This window comes from Planococcus donghaensis (assembly GCF_001687665.2).
In the GTDB taxonomy this organism is placed as follows: Bacteria; Bacillota; Bacilli; order Bacillales_A; family Planococcaceae; genus Planococcus; species Planococcus donghaensis.
Genome location: NZ_CP016543.2, coordinates 1139716 through 1157191 on the forward strand (window position 1 = coordinate 1139716; position 17476 = coordinate 1157191).

At 45.9% G+C, this 17476-nt stretch carries 9 protein-coding genes, 20 tRNA genes and 3 rRNA genes; 30 read left to right on the plus strand and 2 right to left on the minus strand.

The features are described from left to right. Nucleotides 1–14 precede the first annotated feature (14 nt). The 24 genes from BCM40_RS05645 (at nt 15) to BCM40_RS05760 (ending at nt 8018) form a co-directional block, all read left to right on the plus strand. Complete coding sequence (locus BCM40_RS05645) at nt 15–917, plus strand: DMT family transporter (RefSeq protein WP_065526774.1); 903 nt, start codon at nt 15–17, stop codon at nt 915–917. Nucleotides 918–1215: 298 nt separating this feature from the next. Further along, nucleotides 1216–2766: ribosomal RNA gene (locus BCM40_RS05650) — 16S ribosomal RNA — on the plus strand. Between the two features lie 205 nt (nt 2767–2971). Next, a 23S ribosomal RNA gene (locus tag BCM40_RS05655) occupies nt 2972–5904 on the plus strand. Nucleotides 5905–6043: 139 nt separating this feature from the next. Then, nucleotides 6044–6159: ribosomal RNA gene (rrf, locus tag BCM40_RS05660) — 5S ribosomal RNA — on the plus strand. Together the 16S, 23S and 5S rRNA genes with 20 tRNA genes alongside form the textbook arrangement of a ribosomal RNA operon. A gap of 10 nt (nt 6160–6169) precedes the next feature. Further along, nucleotides 6170–6245, plus strand: a tRNA-Val gene (locus BCM40_RS05665). 7 nt (nt 6246–6252) lie between these two features. Then, nucleotides 6253–6328 (plus strand) — tRNA-Thr (locus BCM40_RS05670). A 7-nt stretch (nt 6329–6335) separates the two neighbouring features. Then, nucleotides 6336–6411 (plus strand) — tRNA-Lys (locus tag BCM40_RS05675). 21 nt (nt 6412–6432) lie between these two features. Beyond that, a tRNA-Leu gene (locus tag BCM40_RS05680) sits at nt 6433–6517 on the plus strand. Between the two features lie 5 nt (nt 6518–6522). Then, a tRNA-Gly gene (locus BCM40_RS05685) sits at nt 6523–6597 on the plus strand. Nucleotides 6598–6625: 28 nt separating this feature from the next. After that, a tRNA-Leu gene (locus BCM40_RS05690) sits at nt 6626–6714 on the plus strand. A gap of 19 nt (nt 6715–6733) precedes the next feature. Beyond that, nucleotides 6734–6810: transfer RNA gene (locus tag BCM40_RS05695), tRNA-Arg, on the plus strand. 28 nt (nt 6811–6838) lie between these two features. Further along, nucleotides 6839–6915, plus strand: a tRNA-Pro gene (locus BCM40_RS05700). Between the two features lie 6 nt (nt 6916–6921). After that, nucleotides 6922–6997: transfer RNA gene (locus BCM40_RS05705), tRNA-Ala, on the plus strand. Nucleotides 6998–7017: 20 nt separating this feature from the next. Further along, nucleotides 7018–7091, plus strand: a tRNA-Met gene (locus tag BCM40_RS05710). An 8-nt stretch (nt 7092–7099) separates the two neighbouring features. After that, nucleotides 7100–7176: transfer RNA gene (locus BCM40_RS05715), tRNA-Ile, on the plus strand. Nucleotides 7177–7191: 15 nt separating this feature from the next. Continuing rightward, nucleotides 7192–7284: transfer RNA gene (locus BCM40_RS05720), tRNA-Ser, on the plus strand. Nucleotides 7285–7351: 67 nt separating this feature from the next. Further along, nucleotides 7352–7428 (plus strand) — tRNA-Met (locus BCM40_RS05725). A gap of 3 nt (nt 7429–7431) precedes the next feature. Then, nucleotides 7432–7507: transfer RNA gene (locus tag BCM40_RS05730), tRNA-Asp, on the plus strand. A 17-nt stretch (nt 7508–7524) separates the two neighbouring features. Continuing rightward, nucleotides 7525–7600, plus strand: a tRNA-Phe gene (locus BCM40_RS05735). A 5-nt stretch (nt 7601–7605) separates the two neighbouring features. Beyond that, a tRNA-Gly gene (locus tag BCM40_RS05740) sits at nt 7606–7679 on the plus strand. A 13-nt stretch (nt 7680–7692) separates the two neighbouring features. After that, nucleotides 7693–7769: transfer RNA gene (locus tag BCM40_RS05745), tRNA-Ile, on the plus strand. A gap of 1 nt (nt 7770) precedes the next feature. Continuing rightward, nucleotides 7771–7845: transfer RNA gene (locus BCM40_RS05750), tRNA-Asn, on the plus strand. A 4-nt stretch (nt 7846–7849) separates the two neighbouring features. Beyond that, nucleotides 7850–7940: transfer RNA gene (locus BCM40_RS05755), tRNA-Ser, on the plus strand. A 6-nt stretch (nt 7941–7946) separates the two neighbouring features. Then, a tRNA-Glu gene (locus BCM40_RS05760) sits at nt 7947–8018 on the plus strand. Between the two features lie 13 nt (nt 8019–8031). Here the strand turns inward: BCM40_RS05760 and BCM40_RS05765 are convergent. Then, on the minus strand, nt 8032–8997 hold the full coding sequence (locus tag BCM40_RS05765; protein ID WP_065526773.1) for a DMT family transporter: 966 nt from the start codon (nt 8995–8997) through the stop codon (nt 8032–8034). A 122-nt stretch (nt 8998–9119) separates the two neighbouring features. Then, nucleotides 9120–10031 (minus strand): 1,4-dihydroxy-2-naphthoate polyprenyltransferase, encoded by a 912-nt coding sequence (locus BCM40_RS05770; RefSeq protein ID WP_065526772.1) that lies wholly within the window; start codon nt 10029–10031, stop codon nt 9120–9122. A 171-nt stretch (nt 10032–10202) separates the two neighbouring features. On the opposite strand from BCM40_RS05770, the gene BCM40_RS05775 reads away from it, so the two are divergent. The 6 genes from BCM40_RS05775 (at nt 10203) to menC (ending at nt 17469) form a co-directional block, all read left to right on the plus strand. After that, a complete protein-coding gene (locus BCM40_RS05775; RefSeq protein WP_065526771.1) occupies nt 10203–11594 on the plus strand; it encodes an isochorismate synthase in 1392 nt (463 codons plus the stop codon). Then, entirely contained in the window at nt 11581–13281 is a 1701-nt protein-coding gene (menD, locus tag BCM40_RS05780) for a 2-succinyl-5-enolpyruvyl-6-hydroxy-3-cyclohexene-1-carboxylic-acid synthase (protein WP_065526770.1), read from the plus strand. Before BCM40_RS05775 ends, menD begins: the two co-directional genes overlap by 14 nt. Continuing rightward, nucleotides 13278–14105: a 2-succinyl-6-hydroxy-2,4-cyclohexadiene-1-carboxylate synthase gene (gene menH / locus BCM40_RS05785; protein WP_065526769.1), complete on the plus strand. Its 828-nt coding sequence runs from the start codon at nt 13278–13280 to the stop codon at nt 14103–14105. Before menD ends, menH begins: the two co-directional genes overlap by 4 nt. After that, nucleotides 14102–14920, plus strand: coding sequence for a 1,4-dihydroxy-2-naphthoyl-CoA synthase (gene menB / locus BCM40_RS05790; RefSeq protein ID WP_008428953.1), 819 nt, complete (start codon nt 14102–14104; stop codon nt 14918–14920). The genes menH and menB overlap by 4 nt, the downstream gene beginning before the upstream one ends. A gap of 63 nt (nt 14921–14983) precedes the next feature. Continuing rightward, nucleotides 14984–16408 carry an o-succinylbenzoate--CoA ligase gene (locus BCM40_RS05795; protein ID WP_065526768.1) on the plus strand — a complete coding sequence of 475 codons (1425 nt, stop codon included), beginning with the start codon at nt 14984–14986 and terminating at the stop codon, nt 16406–16408. Beyond that, nucleotides 16399–17469 (plus strand): o-succinylbenzoate synthase, encoded by a 1071-nt coding sequence (gene menC, locus BCM40_RS05800; protein ID WP_065526767.1) that lies wholly within the window; start codon nt 16399–16401, stop codon nt 17467–17469. The genes BCM40_RS05795 and menC overlap by 10 nt, the downstream gene beginning before the upstream one ends. Nucleotides 17470–17476: the final 7 nt, after the last annotated feature.

Below are 17476 nucleotides of genomic sequence, written 5' to 3' on the forward strand. Positions count from 1 at the left end.
GAAGAGGTGTGGACATGGAAAAACCGACTATTCATCCATATATACCTATTATAATAGGAGTTTTCTCGGTAGCGTTGTCAGCAATTTTTGTGAAAATGACAGCTGCGGATTCCGGAGTGACAGCTTTTTATCGTATGTTATTCTCCGTTTTAATTATGAGTCCAGTCTTCTTACTAAAATATACCCACGAAATCAAAAAGTTAAGCAAGAGAGATTGGCTTTTTGCTTCGATAGCGGGTGTGTTTCTAGCGTTTCATTTCATTTTGTGGTTCGAATCGCTGAATTATACTTCGGTTGCCAGTTCAACTGTACTGGTAACACTTCAACCATTATTCGCTTTTGCAGGTACGTATTTCTTTTTCAAAGAGAAACTTTCTATTAAAACGCTTGTTTCAGGAGCTATCGCAATATTAGGTAGTGTCTTAATAGGATATGGTGACTTTCAAGTGAGCGGAAGTGCTCTGTATGGAGATTTATTAGCCTTAATAGCTTGTGCTTTAATTACAGCTTATTTGTTATTTGGACAAGATGTTCGAAAAAGGTTGTCATTGGTTACCTACACTTTTGTTGTTTATAGTATCAGCACAATAACATTATTCTTCTATATTGTATTAAAGGGAGAGTCATTCGGGCCTTATCCGGCTTCAGAGTGGATGTGGTTTTTACTCTTAGCGATCATTCCGAACTTGCTAGGGCACACTTTATTTAATTGGGCTTTAAAGTGGGTTAGTACAAATGTTATTTCCATTGCAATTCTTTTTGAGCCAATAGGTGCTGCTATACTTGCTTATTTTATCCTTGGAGAATATTTAACGGTTTCTCAAATTGTAGGCGGAAGTGTAGTGTTAGCGGGGATTATGTTGTTTGTTACAGACTACAGGAAAATTAAAAAGTACTTTTTTAAAATAAACGCTTGATTTTTGGCGCGTGGCGGTTTATATTTATATATGTCCTTACGACAACTCGAAAAAATATTTTGAAATAGTATTGACATCGAGAATGAAACAAGATATATTAATAAAGTCGCCAATGAGCGCGGCAAACAAAATGAAACAAACTGAACCTTGAAAACTGAACAGCAAAACGTCAACAAACAGCAACGGCCGCGCAAAACGGCCCGCGCAAAACTTACTGATCAGCATTATGCAGATCAAAGCGAATCGTGCGTCTTCGGACGGCGATACGCCAGCAGTATTGAGCAATCAACACTACTCTATAATGGAGAGTTTGATCCTGGCTCAGGACGAACGCTGGCGGCGTGCCTAATACATGCAAGTCGAGCGGAACCAGAGGAGCTTGCTCCTTCTGGTTTAGCGGCGGACGGGTGAGTAACACGTGGGCAACCTGCCCTGCAGATCGGGATAACTCCGGGAAACCGGTGCTAATACCGAATAGTTTGCGGCCTCTCCTGAGGCTGCACGGAAAGACGGTTTCGGCTGTCACTGCAGGATGGGCCCGCGGCGCATTAGCTAGTTGGTGGGGTAATGGCCTACCAAGGCGACGATGCGTAGCCGACCTGAGAGGGTGATCGGCCACACTGGGACTGAGACACGGCCCAGACTCCTACGGGAGGCAGCAGTAGGGAATCTTCCGCAATGGACGAAAGTCTGACGGAGCAACGCCGCGTGAGTGACGAAGGTTTTCGGATCGTAAAACTCTGTTGTGAGGGAAGAATAAGTACCAATTAACTACTGGTACCTTGACGGTACCTCACCAGAAAGCCACGGCTAACTACGTGCCAGCAGCCGCGGTAATACGTAGGTGGCAAGCGTTGTCCGGAATTATTGGGCGTAAAGCGCGCGCAGGCGGTCCTTTAAGTCTGATGTGAAAGCCCACGGCTCAACCGTGGAGGGTCATTGGAAACTGGAGGACTTGAGTGCAGAAGAGGAAAGTGGAATTCCATGTGTAGCGGTGAAATGCGTAGAGATGTGGAGGAACACCAGTGGCGAAGGCGACTTTCTGGTCTGTAACTGACGCTGAGGCGCGAAAGCGTGGGGAGCAAACAGGATTAGATACCCTGGTAGTCCACGCCGTAAACGATGAGTGCTAAGTGTTAGGGGGTTTCCGCCCCTTAGTGCTGCAGCTAACGCATTAAGCACTCCGCCTGGGGAGTACGGCCGCAAGGCTGAAACTCAAAGGAATTGACGGGGGCCCGCACAAGCGGTGGAGCATGTGGTTTAATTCGAAGCAACGCGAAGAACCTTACCAGGTCTTGACATCCCACTGCCCGGTGTAGAGATACGCTTTTCCCTTCGGGGACAGTGGTGACAGGTGGTGCATGGTTGTCGTCAGCTCGTGTCGTGAGATGTTGGGTTAAGTCCCGCAACGAGCGCAACCCTTGATCTTAGTTGCCAGCATTTAGTTGGGCACTCTAAGGTGACTGCCGGTGACAAACCGGAGGAAGGTGGGGATGACGTCAAATCATCATGCCCCTTATGACCTGGGCTACACACGTGCTACAATGGACGGTACAAAGGGTTGCCAACCCGCGAGGGGGAGCCAATCCCATAAAACCGTTCTCAGTTCGGATTGTAGGCTGCAACTCGCCTGCATGAAGCCGGAATCGCTAGTAATCGTGGATCAGCATGCCACGGTGAATACGTTCCCGGGCCTTGTACACACCGCCCGTCACACCACGAGAGTTTGTAACACCCGAAGTCGGTGAGGTAACCCTTGTGGAGCCAGCCGCCGAAGGTGGGACAGATGATTGGGGTGAAGTCGTAACAAGGTAGCCGTATCGGAAGGTGCGGCTGGATCACCTCCTTTCTAAGGATAAATTCGGAACCGGGCGCCTAGCGCTCCGGGGTTGACGTTTTGCGTTCAGTTTTGAAGGTTCACCTTCAGGCGGCAACGCCTTTTTTTGTGACTTTCAACAACTTGTTCTTTGAAAACTGGATAAAACGACATTGAAACATAATGCAAGAAATTCAAGTACGCGTGACTTTTAGTCACAACTTTTTAATTAACCATTGGTTAAGTTAGAAAGGGCGCACGGTGGATGCCTTGGCACTAGGAGCCGAAGAAGGACGGCACTAACACCGATATGCTTCGGGGAGCTGTAAGTGAGCTGTGATCCGGAGATTTCCGAATGGGGGAACCCACTACTTTTAATCGAGTAGTATCCATGTGTGAATCTATAGCACATGAGAAGGCAGACCCAGGGAACTGAAACATCTAAGTACCTGGAGGAAGAGAAAGCAAATGCGATTCCCTGAGTAGCGGCGAGCGAAACGGGATCAGCCCAAACCAAGAGGCTTGCCTCTTGGGGTTGTAGGACACTCTATACGGAGTTACAAAAGGTAGGATTAGGCGAAGCGACCTGGAACGGTCCGCCGCAGTGGGTAACAGCCCCGTAGCCGAAAACCTTGCCCCTCCAGAGTGGATCCTGAGTACGGCGGAACACGTGAAATTCCGTCGGAATCTGGGAGGACCATCTCCCAAGGCTAAATACTTCCTAGTGACCGATAGTGAACCAGTACCGTGAGGGAAAGGTGAAAAGCACCCCGGAAGGGGAGTGAAATAGATCCTGAAACCGTGTGCCTACAAGTAGTCAAAGCCCGTTAATGGGTGATGGCGTGCCTTTTGTAGAATGAACCGGCGAGTTACGATTGCATGCAAGGTTAAGCTGAGAAGGCGGAGCCGCAGCGAAAGCGAGTCTGAATAGGGCGACAGAGTATGCAGTTGTAGACCCGAAACCAGGTGATCTACCCATGTCCAGGGTGAAGGTAAGGTAACACTTACTGGAGGCCCGAACCCACGCACGTTGAAAAGTGCGGGGATGAGGTGTGGGTAGCGGAGAAATTCCAATCGAACCTGGAGATAGCTGGTTCTCTCCGAAATAGCTTTAGGGCTAGCCTCAAGATAGAGAATCCTGGAGGTAGAGCACTGTTTGGACTAGGGGCCCATCCCGGGTTACCGAATTCAGACAAACTCCGAATGCCAGTGATTTATGCTTGGGAGTCAGACTGCGAGTGATAAGATCCGTAGTCAAGAGGGAAACAGCCCAGACCACCAGCTAAGGTCCCCAAATATCCGTTAAGTGGAAAAGGATGTGGCGTTGCTTAGACAACCAGGATGTTGGCTTAGAAGCAGCCATCATTTAAAGAGTGCGTAATAGCTCACTGGTCGAGTGACACTGCGCCGAAAATGTACCGGGGCTAAACGGATTACCGAAGCTGTGGATGGATCTCGTAAGAGATCCGTGGTAGGAGAGCGTTCTAAGGGCGTTGAAGTCAGACCGGAAGGACTGGTGGAGCGCTTAGAAGTGAGAATGCCGGTATGAGTAACGAAAGACGGGTGAGAATCCCGTCCACCGAATGCCTAAGGTTTCCTGAGGAAGGCTCGTCCGCTCAGGGTTAGTCGGGACCTAAGTCGAGGCCGATAGGCGTAGACGATGGACAACAGGTTGATATTCCTGTACCACCTCCCCGCCGTTTGAGCAATGGGGGGACGCAGAAGGATAAGGTGAGCGTGCCGTTGGTTGTGCACGTCCAAGCAGTGAGGCGTGGAATGAGGCAAATCCCATTCCTGATACGTTGAGCTGTGATGGCAAGAGACTGAGTCTCAGAGTCCCTGATTTCACACTGCCAAGAAAAGCCTCTAGCGAGGCGGGAGGTGCCCGTACCGCAAACCGACACAGGTAGGCGAGAAGAGAATTCTAAGGTGAGCGAGTGAACTCTCGTTAAGGAACTCGGCAAAATGACCCCGTAACTTCGGGAGAAGGGGTGCTCTGGTAGGGTGTATAGCCCGAGAGAGCCGCAGTGAATAGGCCCAGGCGACTGTTTAGCAAAAACACAGGTCTCTGCAAAACCGTAAGGTGACGTATAGGGGCTGACGCCTGCCCGGTGCTGGAAGGTTAAGAGGAGTGCTTAGCGCAAGCGAAGGTGCGAATTGAAGCCCCAGTAAACGGCGGCCGTAACTATAACGGTCCTAAGGTAGCGAAATTCCTTGTCGGGTAAGTTCCGACCCGCACGAAAGGCGTAACGATCTGGGCACTGTCTCAACGAGAGACTCGGTGAAATTATAGTACCTGTGAAGATGCAGGTTACCCGCGACAGGACGGAAAGACCCCGTGGAGCTTTACTGTAGCCTGATATTGAATTTTGGTGCAACTTGTACAGGATAGGTAGGAGCCTTAGAGCCCGGAGCGCCAGCTTCGGAGGAGGCGTCGGTGGGATACTACCCTGGTTGTATTGAAATTCTAACCCACAAGCCTGATCGGCTTGGGAGACAGTGTCAGGCGGGCAGTTTGACTGGGGCGGTCGCCTCCTAAAGAGTAACGGAGGCGCCCAAAGGTTCCCTCAGAATGGTTGGAAATCATTCGCAGAGTGTAAAGGCAGAAGGGAGCTTGACTGCGAGACGTACATGTCGAGCAGGGTCGAAAGACGGGCTTAGTGATCCGGTGGTTCCGCATGGAAGGGCCATCGCTCAACGGATAAAAGCTACCCCGGGGATAACAGGCTTATCTCCCCCAAGAGTCCACATCGACGGGGAGGTTTGGCACCTCGATGTCGGCTCATCGCATCCTGGGGCTGTAGTCGGTCCCAAGGGTTGGGCTGTTCGCCCATTAAAGCGGTACGCGAGCTGGGTTCAGAACGTCGTGAGACAGTTCGGTCCCTATCCGTCGCGGGCGCAGGAAATTTGAGAGGAGCTGTCCTTAGTACGAGAGGACCGGGATGGACACACCGCTGGTGTACCAGTTGTTCTGCCAAGGGCATCGCTGGGTAGCTATGTGTGGCCGGGATAAGTGCTGAAAGCATCTAAGCACGAAGCCCCCCTCAAGATGAGATTTCCCATTGCGCAAGCAAGTAAGATCCCTCAAAGACGATGAGGTAGATAGGTTCGAGGTGGAAGCGTGGCGACATGTGCAGCTGACGAATACTAATCGATCGAGGACTTAACCAAAACCATGTACACGAAGACTTGCCTGTTCCAATGTCGTTTATCCAGTTTTGAAAGAATAAGAAAAAAGTTTTTTGAAAAAAAGCTTGAAAAAACCAGTGGTATACTGGTATAATAAATCTTGTCTTTCAAAACCAAATAGTCCAGTGATGATGGCAAAGAGGCCACACCCGTTCCCATCCCGAACACGGCAGTTAAGCTCTTTTGCGCCGATGGTAGTTGGGGGTTTCCCCCTGTGAGAGTAGGACGTCGCTGGGCAATACATATCGGAGGATTAGCTCAGCTGGGAGAGCATCTGCCTTACAAGCAGAGGGTCGGCGGTTCGATCCCGTCATCCTCCACCATTTTTTCGCCGGAGTAGCTCAGTTGGTAGAGCAACTGACTTGTAATCAGTAGGTCGAGGGTTCGACTCCTTTCTCCGGCACCACTTTCTCGAGCCATTAGCTCAGCTGGTAGAGCATCTGACTTTTAATCAGAGGGTCGAAGGTTCGAATCCTTCATGGCTCACCATTTTAATATTGATATTGCCACGCGGGTGTGGCGGAACTGGCAGACGCACTAGACTTAGGATCTAGCGCCTTCGGGCGTGGGGGTTCGACTCCCTTCACCCGCACCATTTTTGCGGAAGTAGTTCAGTGGTAGAACGCCACCTTGCCAAGGTGGAGGTCGCGAGTTCGAACCTCGTCTTCCGCTCCATAATTGTTTTACAGAATCTCGACCCCTAGCCGGGGTGGCGGAACTGGCAGACGCACAGGACTTAAAATCCTGCGGTAGGTGACTACCGTACCGGTTCGATTCCGGTCCTCGGCACCATTTACAACAATAGCATAAAGCGCCCGTAGCTCAATTGGATAGAGTACTTGACTACGAATCAAGCGGTTAGAGGTTCGAGTCCTCTCGGGCGCGCCATATTTTTTACAAACTCAGCATCTAAGTTCGGGAAGTAGCTCAGCTTGGTAGAGCACTTGGTTTGGGACCAAGGGGTCGCAGGTTCGAATCCTGTCTTCCCGACCAAACAATGGGGCCTTAGCTCAGCTGGGAGAGCGCCTGCCTTGCACGCAGGAGGTCAGCGGTTCGATCCCGCTAGGCTCCACCAACTATATTATTAAAGATCCTGGCGGCGTAGCTCAGCTGGCTAGAGCGTACGGTTCATACCCGTAAGGTCGGGGGTTCGATCCCCTCTGCCGCCACTTTTTTAGGACCTTTAGCTCAGTTGGTTAGAGCAGACGGCTCATAACCGTCCGGTCGCAGGTTCGAGTCCTGCAAGGTCCACCATTTGTATTTTATCACGGAGGAATACCCAAGTTTGGCTGAAGGGATCGGTCTTGAAAACCGACAGGGGAGTCAAATCCCGCGGGGGTTCGAATCCCTCTTCCTCCTCCATTTTTTCTAAATGTGTGGACAATTATTTTTAAAAGAAATCGATTCAAATTAGTACCTATAATATTGTCGCGGGGTGGAGCAGTTCGGTAGCTCGTTGGGCTCATAACCCAAAGGTCGCAGGTTCAAATCCTGCCCCCGCAACCAAATGGTCCCGTGGTGTAGCGGTTAACATGCCTGCCTGTCACGCAGGAGATCGCCGGTTCGATCCCGGTCGGGACCGCCATTTTTATTCAATGTTGTGGGTCAGTAGCTCAGTCGGTAGAGCATTAGATTGAAGCTCTAAGTGTCGGCGGTTCGATTCCGTCCTGACCCACCATTTATGCGGGTGTAGTTTAGTGGTAAAACCTCAGCCTTCCAAGCTGATGATGAGGGTTCGATTCCCTTCACCCGCTCCATACTATTACATATGGGCCTATAGCTCAGCTGGTTAGAGCGCACGCCTGATAAGCGTGAGGTCGATGGTTCGAGTCCATTTAGGCCCACCATTCCGAAGTAGCTCAGTGGTAGAGCACCGCACTGTTAATGCGATGGTCGTAGGTTCGAGTCCTACCTTCGGAGCCATACTGGGGAAGTACTCAAGTGGCTGAAGAGGCGCCCCTGCTAAGGGTGTAGGTCGGGCAACCGGCGCGAGGGTTCAAATCCCTCCTTCTCCGCCAGTATTTGGCCCCTTGGTCAAGCGGTTAAGACACCGCCCTTTCACGGCGGTAACACGGGTTCGAATCCCGTAGGGGTCATCATAAAAAAGAGTCATGCATTTAATTGCATGACTCTTTTTTTCGTTTTACTGGAATTCTGGCTATGAAGAATCATGCCGCCCATAACAATAAGAATTCCTATTAATGATAATCCTGAAGGTAGTGCTATTGATAAGAAGAGAATTTCTCCAGCCAAAGCGAATAAAACTTCCATTGATTGAGTTGCTTCAACCACTCCTAACATTTGCATGTTTCCTCTAACAAGATCTGTAGCTTTAAAGAATAACACTGTGGCAATGACACCAGAACTGATGGCAACAATTAAAGTTTGGAAGCTTTGTGAAGCAGATGGCCCACCAACCGTGAATAACCCAAACAACGATAATAGTAACCAAAAAGGCAGACTGGCTAAGGTCATTCCGAGAACTCTTTGATATGCGTCTAATCTACCGTCGCATATCTCCATCATTTTTCTATTGCCAAGTGGATAAGCAAATGCAGCAAGAAGAACAGGAATAAAACCAAACCAGAGTGTAGCAGGGGAAACAATTGCAACATGTTCTAATTGCATGAGACTGACTCCCGCCAATATGATGAAAGAAATCATTAACCCTTTCATCGGGATTTTTCCTTTTAACTGAAATGTCCCTTCTTTAGTATGTACAGTAATAAGAAATAGAGGAGCGAGAAGAGTTCCTGCAATGATGGTAATTTGCCAAGTACCTGCGATTAACCAACCAGGAGAATAAGCAGCTGCAAAGCAGAGAGGCGTATAGAATAAGCCAAATCCGATAAAGCTCCAAATAAACCAAGCTTTTTTGTTTCTGTTCATTTCTTGTAATAGTGGTTTTAAGTTTCTTCTAGATAAAACGATTAATAGCAAAAAAGGAATCATAAAAAGGTAACGAAGAGAAGCGCTCCAAATCCAACTTCCACCACTAGCTTCCATTGTGGCATTTAAAACAAAAGTAAATGCAAAGAAAAAAGCAGCAATGCTTCCAATAATTATAGGTTTCACCCAATGTCCTCCCGATCAGTATTTTGAATTATTTCTCAACTATAACGCATACTCAAAAGTTCTACAAAACTAAATTTGGATATAAAAAAGGGATTTCAGCTGAAATCCCTTTTTTATTAACATCATAATAAATATTCTATTAGTAAACCGATACCAAGCAATAAGGCGAAAAGTGTGTTTGTTTTTCCTGTATCTTTCATAGCTGGCATTACTTTTAGCGGTGCCGTGTGGTGTTTAAATATTTGAACCACTCTAATTGGTTTAATAACGCTTAGAAATACGAGGAACGTCCATGGTGTTAATGTTCCTGAAATAACTAGAACGACGATCCATGCGTAAGCTAGGATAAAGAAAGCCATAAGAATATTAACAGCTGCCGGTCTTTTAACTAAAATCGCGAGTGTCTTGCGACCACTTTCTTCATCGCCAACGATATCACGAATGTTGTTAGCTAGCATTATAGCTGCTACTAATAAAGTACTTGGTACAGCAAGTAGAGAAGCTTCTGTGGTTATCATGTCTGTTTGGATATAAAAGGCAATAATAACAATTAAATAGCCCATAACTACGCCTGAGAAAAGTTCACCGAATGGCGTATAGGCGATTGGGTATGGACCGCCTGTATAAAAGTAGCCGATTGCCATAGAAACTGCGCCTACAACTAAAAGCCACCAACTAGTTTGTGAACAAATATAGATGCCGATAACTGCAGCGATACCGTAAAACACTAAGGCTAAAACTAGAACGGTTTTGGGTTTCACTCCATTACGAACAATAGCACCGCCAATACCAACGGAATTCTCATTATCTAGACCTCTCGCAAAATCGTAATATTCATTGAACATATTGGTTGCTCCTTGGATTAGTAAACTGGCAAATAACATTGCTAGGAATAAAATCCAGTCGATCGGGGAATAATGTAAAGCAATCATCGTTCCGAGAAATACGGGAGCGAAGGAAGCGGTCAGTGTATGAGGGCGTGTCAATTGCCACCATACGCGCCATCCGCTGTCTGCTTGTAGGGAATGTGTCATCTTAATCTCTCCTTTAATTCTATCCACTCTTCATTGTACTTTAAAATAGTTTAGAATACAGCAAATGATGTGCTGATTTTAGTAGAAAAGAGTATGATAGAGGGTAGAGATTAAAAAGTGAAACAGTGAGTGGAATAAACTAGACTATTGTCTTAAAACGGAGGTAATCAGGTGAATTCAGAATCGTCTTCATCGACCCAGCAATTTGCGGCAGACCAGTTTGAAGGCTATCGATTTTATACTGAAACAATCGAAGTTACCCATATGTCTGCATTAGCATTTTTTGAAGCTGGCGGAAACGACCACGCAGGAAAACGCATGTATTGGAAAAATCGTGAAAAGACCTTTACACTCGTTGGAATTGGACACGCGCATGTTCTCTCTTCTGATGAGACAGCTGGAAGGTTTGAAAATATAAAAAACGACTGGAAAAATTTATGTCGCCAAATCGTGAATGAAGAACGTTCGGTTCATCCGGTCTTATTCGGAGGATTTTCGTTTGACCCATTCAACACGAAGCCGAGTGAGTGGAGAAGGTTCCCACAGGCTTATTTTGTAGTGCCAACTTTTCAGTTGATTTTAAAAGGAGATCAAGCGTTTGTTAGTATCCACTTGATCACGAAAAAACAAGACAGTTTTAATGAATTCGATGCGTTACGAAAAGAACGAGATAAATTACTTCATGCCGCACAAGTATCTGAAGTGGATAAGTACGATAAACCGAATGTGATTGAACGGACCGAACTAAGAAAAGAAGAATACTTAGAATCGATTCAACACGTAACAGATATTATTAAAGCGAAAGAAGTCGAGAAAGTTGTGATTGCGCGTACAGTGAAGCTGGGGTTTGAAAAGAAACTATCACCGACTTCTGCATTGTACCAAGTAGCCAATGAGCAACCGGAAAGTTTCTTATTCGGTTTAGAGGCAGAAGAGCAATTTTTCTTTGGGGCAACGCCAGAACGACTTGTGAAAGTAGAAAATGAAAAAGCGTTATCTACATGTTTAGCAGGTTCAACGCCGCGTGGGAAAACCATAGAAAAAGATACAGAACTTGGCGAAACTTTATTGCTAGATCCTAAAAATCGTGCAGAACATCAATACGTGGTGAGCATGATTAGCGATGTGTTTAAAGCAACATGTAGTCAAACCATTGTACCGAAAACCCCGAAATTGATGAAAATTAGAGATATTCAGCATTTGTATACACCAGTCGAAGGCCTTTTAAATGCAGGATCTACATTATTTGACTTGGTAGAACTTCTTCATCCAACACCAGCGCTTGGAGGAGAGCCGAAATTAGCGGCATTGGCGATGATTCGCAAATACGAAGCGATGAATCGTGGGTATTATGCAGCTCCGATTGGTTGGATTGATACTCAAGGAGACGGCGAATTTGCGGTTGCTATTCGTTCGGCTTTGTTAGATGAAGAAAAAGCTTATTTATATGCAGGTGGCGGAATTGTAGCAGATTCGACTCCTGAATCAGAGTATGACGAGACATGGGTTAAATTTAGACCGATGCTCCGGGCATTGGGAGGTCAATTGAGTGACGAATCGTAAAGCATTAACTGAATATGTATCAGCCTTTACTCATTCACTTGTTGAGCAAGGGGTTAGCGATGTCGTCATTAGTCCGGGATCTCGCTCAACCCCTCTTGCATATGCTTGTATGAAGCAGGAAGGTTTAACAACTTATCGCCAAATAGATGAACGTTCCGCGGCTTATTTTGCGTTAGGCTTAGCTAAAGCTTCTGGGAAACCAGTTATGCTTCTTTGTACATCGGGAACGGCTGCAGCTAATTATTTTCCGGCTATTGTTGAAGCATTTTATGCGCGTGTGCCTTTATTGGTCGTTACAGCAGACCGTCCACATGAGCTACGCGAAGTCGGCGCGCCACAAGCCATCAATCAAGTAAATATATTTGGATCACACGTTAAATGGGCAACCGATTTGCCGATGCCAGAAACGGAAAATCAATTGGCGTTTTTAACACGTCATTTGCATCGATCTGTACAAAATGCAACGAGTGAACCGAGAGGACCGGTACATCTAAATGTGCCATTCCGTGAGCCACTGCGTATTGATTTGGAACAAGATTATGTAAGCAATCATGAAATTGCTCATTTGGGCGGAGAACGGTCGTTAAATGCGGAAAGTCGCACGTTTTTACAGCAACTCTTAAAAAAAGAAAAGGGTTTGTTAATTGTTGGAGAACAGACGCAAAATATGCCTAAAGAATTTTGGACGTTTATTGAGAAATTGGATTGGCCGGTATTGGCGGATCCGTTATCGAACGTACGTGGAAATGTGCCGCAATCGGCAAAGTCGTTGATTATTGATTCTTATGATGCGTTGCTTAAAAGCGAGAGGTTTAAAGATGTGGTTAAGCCAGATGCAGTGATTCGTGTTGGGCCCCCACCGGTTTCAAAACCACTGAGCTTGTTTTTAGCGGCAGTAAAGCCAGAAACCTATGTGGTGTTTGATGAAAGTTCAATGTTGCGTGACCCGCAATCTGTCGCGACGCATCATATTCAAGCAGCTGAAAAAAACTTATGGCAATTACCGGTGGAAAATAAATCCCCAAATGCGTATCGTGAAAAATGGACGCAAGCTTCTCATTTATATTGGCAAGTTGTCGAACGGCATTGTCAGGATGAACTAGATGAAGGAGTATTAGCGAAAGTGCTTTTTGACCGGTTAGATCATTGTGATTTGATTGTGAGCAGCAGTATGCCAATTCGAGATGTAGATACGTATTTCCAAACAACCGAACGGGATATAATGCTTTATGCAAATCGCGGAGCAAATGGCATTGACGGGGTTGTCTCAACGGCGTTTGGTGTGCAAGCAGCAAAAAAACGTCCAGCTTATTTGTATATCGGGGATTTGGCTTTTTTGCATGATATGAATGGATTGATCGCGTCAAAAATGCAGGAGACGGATTTGACGATTGTGATTATGAATAATGATGGTGGCGGCATTTTCTCTTATTTGCCGCAGTCTCAAGAAGAGCTTTATTTTGAAGAGTTGTTTGGCACACCGACTGGACTAAAGTTTAGCGATGCTGCGAACATGTACGATGCGCAATATTTATCAGCGGAAACAGCGGAACAATTTGCGGCAGCTTTAGATGAGCCCAAAACGAAACCAGTGAAAATGATTGAAGTGTTTACCAATCGTGAAAACAATGTTACAACGCACCGTAAATTATGGAGCCGTTTTGACGAGGAGCTGGCGAAGCGATGAAGCTAGAAGTTGGCAGCGTTATTTATCATGTTGAAGTAAGAAATTCGGAAAAAGCAAAGACTTTGGTTTTTCTGCATGGCTTTACAGGAAGCACGAAAACGTGGCATTCGGTTATTGAAAAGTGGACGGATACCAAAATTGTTATGATTGATTTAATCGGTCATGGAGCGTCCTCTAGTCCACAAGAGCTTGAAGCTTATTCGATGGAACGTCAGTTAGAAGATTTAGATGCTTTGTTCGATCAATTAGCACTAGATACCTTTACACTCGTTGGCTATTCAATGGGGGGGCGTATAGCGCTTGCTTACGCATGTCACTATCCGAAGCGGTTGACGGGATTAATACTTGAGAGTGCATCGCCTGGACTTGATAGTGAACAAGCAAGAAAAGACCGTCAAACAAATGATGCACATCTTGCAGAGCGGATTATGACAGGGGGACTCGTCAATTTTGTGGATGCTTGGGAAAATATTGCGTTGTTTGCAAGTCAAAAAGAGTTGCCTGAACGGGTGCAGCAATCAGTACGTCAAGAACGGTTGGCACAAAACCCACTAGGCCTTGCAAATAGTTTGCTCGGCATGGGAACAGGGGTTCAACGGTCTTATTGGCAAGAGCTAGAAGGTTTGCATATACCCGTTTTGTTAGTAACGGGACGTTTAGATGTAAAGTTTGAGACAATTGCACAAAAGATGCTTGAGCGACTTCCGAATGCTGTGCATAAAACTATTGAGGCGGGACATACAATTCATGTGGAAAAACCTGCGGAGTTTGCTACAATAGTAAGAGAGTATTTAAGTATGAACTATCAAGGAGGAAAATCATGACACGCGAGTGGATTACAGAACGTACATATGAAGACATTAAGTATGAAATTTTTAACGGCATTGCAAAAATTACCATTAACCGTCCGGAAGTGCGCAACGCATTCCGTCCGAAAACTGTTCACGAATTAATCGATGCATTTTCACGTGCACGCGATAATTCAGATGTAGGCGTGATTGTTTTAACTGGTGAAGGCGAAAAAGCTTTCTGTTCAGGTGGCGACCAATCCGTACGCGGACACGGTGGTTATGTTGGGGAAGATGAAATTCCACGTTTGAACGTATTGGATCTACAACGTTTAATCCGTGTGATTCCAAAACCAGTTGTTGCAATGGTGGCAGGTTATGCAATTGGTGGCGGACACGTCTTGCACGTTGTTTGTGACTTGACGATTGCTGCAGATAACGCACGCTTTGGTCAAACAGGTCCACGCGTTGGTTCGTTTGATGCTGGATACGGTTCTGGTTATTTGGCACGTATTATTGGCCACAAGAAAGCACGTGAAATTTGGTACTTATGCCGTCAATACGACGCACAAGAAGCATTGGACATGGGCTTAGTTAATACAGTTGTACCTCTTGAGCAGTTAGAAGACGAAACGGTTCAATGGTGTCAGGAAATGCTTGAAATGAGCCCAACTGCACTTCGTTTTGTTAAAGCGGCGATGAATGCTGATACAGACGGTCTTGCTGGATTGCAGCAAATGGCTGGAGACGCAACATTATTGTATTACACAACTGACGAAGCAAAAGAAGGACGCGATGCGTTTAAAGAAAAACGCAAACCGGACTTTGGTCAATTCCCACGTTTCCCATGATTATTGAATAATTGAAAGCTGTCCTCTCTGGGGACAGCTTTTTTTGAAGAAAGGATTTTTTACATGACCTATCCGAATTGGTTGAGTCAGCGAAGTTATTTGAGCGGCGAGCGTATGGCCTTGTCGTTTGAGCAACAACAATGGACTTTTTCTGAAATAAATACGATTGCACTTGATTATGCAGGGAAACTTAGCGCGCTTGGCGTAAATGAAAGTTCGCGTGTCGCGGTATTGGCAAAATCCACTCCTGAATTTGTTTTTGTTTTGTATGGCTGTCTTCACTTAGGCTGTGAAATGGTCATGCTAAATGAACGTTTATCAAGTAACGAGTTAGCCTATCAAATAAATGATGCAGAAGTTGCGTTTATACTTGTCGCTAATGTGTTAAAACAAAAAGTAGACGATTCGCGCGTGGTTTTATTTGGTGAAATTGAAAATGCCAAATCCGTTCAATTTGAACCGCAGCAACAATGGGCAAAAGACCGGACCATTTCGATTATGTATACATCTGGTACCACAGGTCATCCAAAAGGTGTTCGCCAAACAGCAGAAAATCATTTTTCAAGTGCTGTGTCGTCGGCGCTAAATATTGGTATAACACCAGAAGATGTTTGGTTATGTGCCGTGCCATTGTTTCACATTAGTGGGTTTTCAATCTTGATGAGGTCGTTGATTTACGGCATGGGGGTTCGGTTATACGAGAAGTTTGATGCCGATCAAAGTGCAGAAGAAATTTGCAATGGCAGTGTGACGCATATATCAGTTGTCGGTGTGACGTTAGAGCGTATCTTAACGAGTGTTGAACAAGCTTCTATGCAAGCGTCGGATCGCTTTAAAGTAGTGCTTGCTGGAGGTGGACCGATTCCCATTGCTTACATGAAACGTGCTAAAAACTGTGGAATTCCGGTGTTGCAAACATACGGTATGACGGAAACATCGTCGCAAACGACAACGTTACAAGTGGCGGACGCAGAGCGGAAAATTGGATCTGCAGGTAAGCCGTTATTTTTATATGAAGTGAAAACAGAAAAGCTTGGGGAAATAGGAGAAATCCTGATTCGTGGTCCTCAAGTGACGCCTGGCTATATCGGGAAATTTTCCGAACGAGAGGTTCAGCAAGATGGCTGGCTTCATACAGGAGACATAGGCTATTTAGATGACGAAGGCTTTTTGTTTGTTGTGGATCGCCGTTCGGATTTGATCGTCTCTGGCGGGGAAAATGTTTATCCTGCTGAAATTGAAAAAGTGTTATCCGCTCATCCGGCTGTGCAAGAAGTTGGCGTGTGCGGTGCACCGAGTGAAGATTGGGGAGAAGTTCCTGTTGCATTTGTAGTATTGCAAAAAGAGGTGACAGCAGAAGAATTACTAGCGTATTGTCGCGAACAGCTGGCGTCTTACAAAGTACCAAATCAATTAACCATTGTTGAGTCGTTGCCACGCAATGCTTCCAATAAGCTGCTGAGAAGAGAGCTGAGAGCATGGGTATAACGATTAAAGAGATTGGCTTAAAGACAATGCGAAGACCGCTCAAAACCCCGTTTAAATCGGTTTTACAGCAAGTAGATGAGCGAGAAGTGATCGTTGTGAGTGTGCGAGACGAGTCAGGACACATTGGCTACGGAGAATGCGTAGCGTTTGAAACTCCTTGGTACACAGAAGAAACCATTACCAGCTGTCGTTTTGTACTCGAGCACGTGTTACTGCCGCTACTCAAGGGTCAAAATCTTCAACATCCAAAAGAAGTTTGGGAGCTGTTCAATGCTGTAAAAGGCAACCGGATGGCGAAAGCAGCATTAGAGATGGCTGTGTGGGATTTATTTGCAAAACAACAGCAGCAACCGCTTTGGCAATTTGTCGGAGGCACTTTAAAAGCAATTCCTGCTGGCATCGTCGTAGCTGCAGATTCGGCACAAATCGAAGAACGAGTAGCGCAAGCGAATAATGCAGGGTACAAGCGAATCAAAATTAAAATCCATCCGGATACAGATCCGTCTATGTTGAAGTCAGTTGTTAATAGCTATCCCAAGTTGTTATTTTTCGCGGATGCCAATGGCAGTTTCAATAAAGATAATTTTGAGCGATTAAAAGAATTTGATGATGTGGGATTTGCACTTATTGAACAGCCATTTGGAGAGCGTGAGTGGGTGTTACATGCGCGTGCAACAGCACAACTCAACACCAAAATTTGCTTAGACGAAAGCATTGCTAGTGTAGAAGATGTTCAGCAAATGATCGAGAGTAAAGCGGGAGATATCGTCGTATTGAAAATGAGTCGCCTTGGTGGCTGGACGGAAACTTTAAAAGTCGTGAACTTGTGCCGTGAGCACTCGATAAGTATGTGGGTTGGCGGCATGATTGAGTTTGGTGTCTCGAAAGCCCATAATTTAGCATTAGCATCGTTGCCAAGTGTTGACTATCCAGGTGATTTTTCTGCCTCCACCCATTTCTGGGAAAAGGATATTATTCAGCCAGCAATCATTGTCGACAATGGTGAAATTCAGTTGAGCGATCAAATCGGAATAGGGTATACGGTAAATCTTGCCGAATAAAATATTT

Excerpts from the sequence above, each read along its gene's own strand:
- menH (WP_065526769.1), top strand. The coding sequence starts at position 13,278 with ATGAAGCTAGAAGTTGGCAGCGTTATTTATCATGTTGAAGTAAGAAAT.
- BCM40_RS05770 (WP_065526772.1), bottom strand. The coding sequence starts at position 10,031 with ATGACACATTCCCTACAAGCAGACAGCGGATGGCGCGTATGGTGGCAA.
- BCM40_RS05795 (WP_065526768.1), top strand. The coding sequence starts at position 14,984 with ATGACCTATCCGAATTGGTTGAGTCAGCGAAGTTATTTGAGCGGCGAG.
- BCM40_RS05645 (WP_065526774.1), top strand. The coding sequence starts at position 15 with ATGGAAAAACCGACTATTCATCCATATATACCTATTATAATAGGAGTT.
- menC (WP_065526767.1), top strand. The coding sequence starts at position 16,399 with ATGGGTATAACGATTAAAGAGATTGGCTTAAAGACAATGCGAAGACCG.
- menB (WP_008428953.1), top strand. The coding sequence starts at position 14,102 with ATGACACGCGAGTGGATTACAGAACGTACATATGAAGACATTAAGTAT.